Genomic DNA, 2,634 nt, shown 5'->3' with positions numbered 1-2,634 from the left:
TGGACTTTTTCATTAAACTTACTCTATTCCATAGTTACTGTCTTAATTTTATATTCTATTGCTTATTGGATTATAAGAGTTGTTAAAAAAGCAAATGAAAAAGTAGAAAAAATTGATCCTACCTTATTGCCAATTTCAATAACAGTTATAAAATATGCTTCTTTTATAATTGGTATTCTAATTATATTAAATATTTTTGGTGCAAATACCAATGGAATTATTGCTTTTTTAGGAGCAACTGGTTTAGGATTGGCTTTAGCTCTAAAAGAAACGTTACAAAATATTGCTTCGGGTTTAATGCTTATTTTTTTAAGACCTTTTAAAGTAAATGATTATATTGAGTCGAATTCAAACAATGGCACTGTCCAAGAAATTAATTTATTTACTACGACTTTAAAAACAAATGATGGTTTATTTTTATTTGTACCGAATAGCTTATTGTGGAATTCATCTATTAAGAATTTCACCAAAAATGGAACTAGAAGACTCGATTTTATTGTTGGAATATCTTATGAAAATCAAGTTGAAAAAGCGAAAGAAATCTTAACAAATCTTGCAAGATTAGATGGTCGTATATTAAAAGAGCCAACACCATTAGTCGTTTTAACTGCATTAGGAGATAATTCTGTAAGTATGATGTTACGCTGTTGGGTTAGTGTCGATAATTACTGGGATGTAAATTATTACTTATACAAAACAGTTAAAGAAACATTTGACTCTAGCGGCATTTCCATTCCTTATCCTCAAAGAGATATTCGTCTTAAAATATCAAATGATAATTTAGCAAATGAAAAAATAATGGCATTAAAATAATTTATTTAAACTTCACTTGAAATGGTACTTTTATTTCCGTTTCGTATGGATGTATAATGAGGAGACATAATTTCGACTCCTGCTGAGTTAAAACTATCACGAATATTTTGATTTAATTCCGAGTAAATATTTGCCATTTGGTTGGGTTGTCTTGTATAAGCATTAATTTCATAAGATACATAAAAATCATTTAACTGTGTTTGGAATACGAATGGGATGGGCTCATTTAAAATTCCATTTGTTTTTAAAGCCGATTTTATGAGTAAATCATGAACTGATCTCCAGGGAGTATCATAACCAATACTTATTGTTTGGTTTAATATTAAGCCATAGGAATCTGCCGATGAGCTATAATTAATAATATGACTTCCTAAGACCATTGAGCTAGGAATAGTAATATCTTCATTTTTTATTGTTCTTACACGAATAACAAGTAAGTTTTTTTCAATTACATCACCAACAGTTGAAGAAATTTTAACTCTATCTCCCACTTTAAATGGCATCATATAAGTTAACACAATACCAGAAACCATATTTGCTACAGCAGAGCTCGAACCAAGTGAAAATAAAATACCTAAAAATACAGAAATTCCTTGAAAAGCAGGTGACCCAGAACCAGGAAGATAAGGAAAAATAATAATTAAGGCAAAAGCCAAAATAAGAATTCGTGTTAATTTATAAGATGGTTCAGCCCAATCCTTATAAAATCCATTTATTTGAATAGATCCCATTGATATTTCATTAAAAATAAATTTTGTAAAGCGAAGAATATATTTTGTAATAATCATTATAATGAAAATTAAAAATATTTTAGGAACATAATCTATAATTACAAATAAAACTTTTTTTAGAGGATCAATGACGTAGTGCAATAGGGTAGGCACAAAATTTTCTGTCCAAGGAAAAAAACTAAAAACCAATGGGATATAAAAATAGAGTAAAAATAAAATAATGATAATTCGAGTGGCACTTAAAGACCAAAGTATGAACCCAACCAATCGATCTTCAGTTAAAAGTTCAAAATTTCTAAATGTAAATGAACGTATTTTTGAACCTTTTAAACTGGATATTTTATTATTAAATTTATTAAAAATAATATTTAAAAAATAATATAAAACTAATAATATTATTGTTGCTATAATTGTATAAAAAACATATAGCCAAATCGTTTCTGTTTCATTTAAATTCATAAGTTAAATCCCTCTGCTTCAAGCTATAAGAAGAATATTAAATTTATCTTATAAATAAAATGCGAACAAGTGTAAAAATTAATTATTATAGTTGGTGAATTAATTCTAAATGATTTTCGTACAATTTCTTTACATTTGAATATGGTATAAATAAATTTGGCAATGCTGCTATAATGTCAATATGATTCCAACCTGATTTAACACCCATATCATTCCATATACCAATTTGAGGATTTCCATTAAATGAAATACTTTTAGCGTTGAATGGTGCTTGCATACTGTAGGTATTTACAATTCCATCATTAGCAAGCCATTTAGAATCTATGATTACTTTATTAGGATCATTTTGAGTATAGCATCCAATGGCTCCAGATGGAAAATCAAGTAAATTTAAAAAAGAAAATTTGCATTGATTAAATGGATTTGTCATAGTTGTTGATTGAGTTGAAAATGTAAAGTAATAAATGTCGGAATATGTTTTCTCTTTTGCATTATTATCTCTTGCTCCTTCTGGACTTAAATCCCATTTGCTCATATCTTTTGTGTTAAATATTTTAGAATTTAAAACACGATTCATATATTCAGATATGGTTTCATTTTTATTTTTGACAAGACCCCAATGTTCTACTTT

The 2,634-nt window shown here is 27.4% G+C and carries 2 protein-coding genes and 1 pseudogene; 1 reads left to right on the top strand and 2 read right to left on the bottom strand.

Annotation, left to right across the window (positions count from 1 at the left end):
• On the top strand, positions 1-813 hold an 813-nt coding region (locus tag ACIQ56_RS16555; RefSeq protein ID WP_397602139.1), incomplete at its 5' end, for a mechanosensitive ion channel family protein.
• A 5-nt stretch (positions 814-818) separates the two neighbouring features.
• Here ACIQ56_RS16555 and ACIQ56_RS16550 read toward each other — a convergent pair.
• Together ACIQ56_RS16550 and ACIQ56_RS16545 are read right to left on the bottom strand one after the other, a co-directional pair.
• Entirely contained in the window at positions 819-2,003 is a 1,185-nt protein-coding gene (locus ACIQ56_RS16550; RefSeq protein ID WP_397602138.1) for a mechanosensitive ion channel family protein, read from the bottom strand.
• A gap of 85 nt (positions 2,004-2,088) precedes the next feature.
• A pseudogene (locus ACIQ56_RS16545) lies at positions 2,089-2,634 on the bottom strand (hypothetical protein); the annotation flags it as partial.

The sequence above is a fragment of the Silvanigrella sp. genome, assembly GCF_044369315.1.
In the GTDB taxonomy this organism is placed as follows: domain Bacteria; phylum Bdellovibrionota_B; class Oligoflexia; order Silvanigrellales; family Silvanigrellaceae; genus Silvanigrella.
The sequence above is the reverse complement of the archived record's forward strand: the minus strand, read 5'-3'. Positions and strand labels throughout refer to the sequence as shown.